General features: G+C 70.9%; 2 protein-coding genes and 1 pseudogene. 1 reads left to right on the top strand and 2 read right to left on the bottom strand.

Translation table 11 applies throughout. The features are described from left to right. Positions 1-285: 285 nt before the first annotated feature. Entirely contained in the window at positions 286-1,035 is a 750-nt protein-coding gene (locus G3N92_RS32965; RefSeq protein ID WP_206131704.1) for an IclR family transcriptional regulator, read from the bottom strand. A 138-nt stretch (positions 1,036-1,173) separates the two neighbouring features. On the opposite strand from G3N92_RS32965, the gene G3N92_RS32960 reads away from it, so the two are divergent. Beyond that, positions 1,174-2,361, top strand: coding sequence for a fumarylacetoacetate hydrolase family protein (locus G3N92_RS32960; protein ID WP_206131703.1), 1,188 nt, complete (start codon positions 1,174-1,176; stop codon positions 2,359-2,361). An 18-nt stretch (positions 2,362-2,379) separates the two neighbouring features. On the opposite strand, the pseudogene G3N92_RS32955 reads toward G3N92_RS32960, so the two are convergent. Then, positions 2,380-2,591, bottom strand: a pseudogene (locus tag G3N92_RS32955) (hypothetical protein); the annotation flags it as partial.

The following is a 2,591-nucleotide window of genomic DNA, read 5'->3' as shown; positions in this document are numbered from 1 at the left end:
GCGCCCGGGGCAGGCCGACGCGGCGCGGATCGTCGACTTCGACGACGCCGCCGTGCGGCTCGGCCGCGCCGCGCGGCTGGCGGCGCAGTGGGGCGCCGAATGCTGTCTGCCGGACGATCTGCTGCTGCGCTGAGGCACCGTTTTTTTAAATCCCAAAATCGCAACTAACGGTCAGTCGCTTCCGGCCCCGGCCTTCCACTTCTGTTGCTCCGGCAAGCCGGCTCGGTTTACCCAACCCCTTGGTCTACAGACAAAGGCCCGGCTACCCGATCCGCCCCTCATCCGTCACAATCCGCGCGCCACGCGCTGGGCCAGCGTCGTCAGATCGACCAGCAGCCGCGTTTCGCGGCGCGCGTCGAGCCGGTCCAGCGGCACGCTGGTGCTGACCGCGATCCGCTTGCCGGCCTGCGACACGCCCACGAACACCGCCAGGCACGCCAGCCCCGTGCAGGCTTCCTCGCGCTCGATCGCGTAGCCGCGCTCGCGCACGGCGGCCAGCGCGGCGATCAGGTCGGCCCGCCGGGTCAGCGAATGCTCCGTCAGCGCGCGCAGCCGGGGCGGCACGATCATCTGCACGGTTTCGTCGGACAGGCTCGCGAGCAGCGCCTTGCCGAGCGCCGAACAATGCGCGGGCAGCCGCGAGCCGATGTCGGAGACGAGCCGCACCGCGCGCGACGGATCCTCGCGCGCCAGATACACCACCTCGGCGCGGTCGAGCACGGCCATCTGCACGGCCTCGTTGTGCTTCGCGACGAACCACGCGGCCTCGCGGCGGAACGCGTCGAGCGTGAAATCGGCCAGCAGGTAGGTGCTGCCGATCTCGAACAGCGCCACGCCGATCGCGTAGCCGTCTCCGCTCTTGACGAGCCATTGGCGCCGTTCCAGCGCGTCGAGCGTCAGGTAAAGCGTGCTGCGCGGCATGCCGGTCAGCGTCAGCAGATCCTTGGCGGAGGTCGGGCGGCGCGCGGCTTTCAGCGCATCGAGAATGTCGTGCACGCGGGCGATGGCAGGCACGTCGGTCGGCTTGTCGGGCATGGGCGGCTCGGGCGGGGGAATGGATGCCGGGGCGGCTGCCGCCGCTCAGTCCAGCAGGCTGGATTATAGGTCGCCCCGTTGGACAGCTTCCGGGCATCGCCCGTAGCATCGTCGGCATTCCACAACGAGGAGACATACATGACCCATCCCGCCGAGCAGGACCCGATCGCGGCGCTGCTGCCCGCCGATCTCGACGACGCGCTGCTGATCGGCCGCGTCTGGCGCAAGACGCCCGCGTTCGAAGGCCCGTGCGTGGTGGCGGTGCGCGGCGGCGAGGTGTTCGACATCACGGCGTTCGCGCCCACCACGGCCGATCTGTTCGATCTGCCCGATCCGGCAAGCGCGGCGCGCCGCGCCGAAGGCGAACGGCTCGGCACCGCGCGCGCGCTGCTGGCCGCGCAGTTGGAGGACGCCGAGCCCGCCATCCGCCTGCTCGCGCCGTGCGACGTGCAGGCGATCAAGGCTTGCGGCGTGACGTTCGCGGTCAGCCTGATCGAGCGCGTGATCGAGGAGCAGGCGGGCGGCGACGCGGCCCGCGCCGTCGAGTTGCGCGCCACCATCCAGCAGGCGATCGGCGCGGATCTCTCGCAGATCGAGCCCGGCTCGGACGCGGCGATGCGCCTGAAGGCGGCGCTGCAGGCGCGCGGCGTGTGGTCGCAATATCTCGAAGTGGGCATCGGCCCCGACGCCGAGGTGTTCACGAAATCGCAGCCGATGTCGTCGGTCGGTTTCGGCAGCGAGGTTGGCCTGCTGCCGATCTCCACCTGGAACAACCCGGAGCCGGAAGTGGTGCTGGCCGTCAATGCGACGGGCCAGGCGGTGGGCGCGACGCTCGGCAACGACGTCAACCTGCGCGACGTCGAAGGCCGTTCGGCGCTGCTGCTCGGCAAGTGCAAGGACAACAACGCGTCGTGCTCGATCGGCCCGTTCGTGCGGCTGTTCGACGGCGGGTTCACGATCGACACGGTGCGCGGCGCGTCGGTGGGCCTGCGCATCGAGGGCGAGGACGGCTTCGTGCTCGACGGCGTCAGCCACATGAGCGAGATCAGCCGCGATCCGCTCGATCTGGTCGCGCAGACGCACGGCGCGCATCACCAGTATCCGGACGGTTTCATGCTGTTCCTCGGCACGATGTTCTCGCCGATCCAGGATCGCGACGAGGCCGGCGCGGGCTTCACGCATCACCTCGGCGACCGCGTGACGATCTCCACCGCCTCGCTCGGCGCGCTGATCAACCGCGTGTCGCTGTGCACCGAGGTCGCGCCGTGGGAATTCGGCACGCGCGCGTTGTACCGCAATCTCGCGGCGCGCGGGCTGCTGCGCTGATGGGGTGAGCGCCGCGCCTCAGACGCCGGCGTACGCGTCGGCGATGGCCTGGCCGGCGGCGTCGAGGTCGACCGGGTAGTTCAGTTGTTCGAGCGCGCCGCCGTACGCGACGATGTTCGCGTGCACGGCGTCCTCGGCCGCGCGCAGGCCGGTGTGGTCGAGGCGCACGATGCGCCGGGCCAGCGCGCCGGGGCCGGGCGCGAGCGCCGGCACGTAGGTCAGCGCGCCCA

This window comes from Burkholderia sp. Ac-20379 (assembly GCF_017104645.1).
GTDB lineage: Bacteria > Pseudomonadota > Gammaproteobacteria > Burkholderiales > Burkholderiaceae > Burkholderia.
Note: the sequence above shows the minus strand (reverse complement) of the source record. Positions and strands in the feature narration are given on the sequence as shown.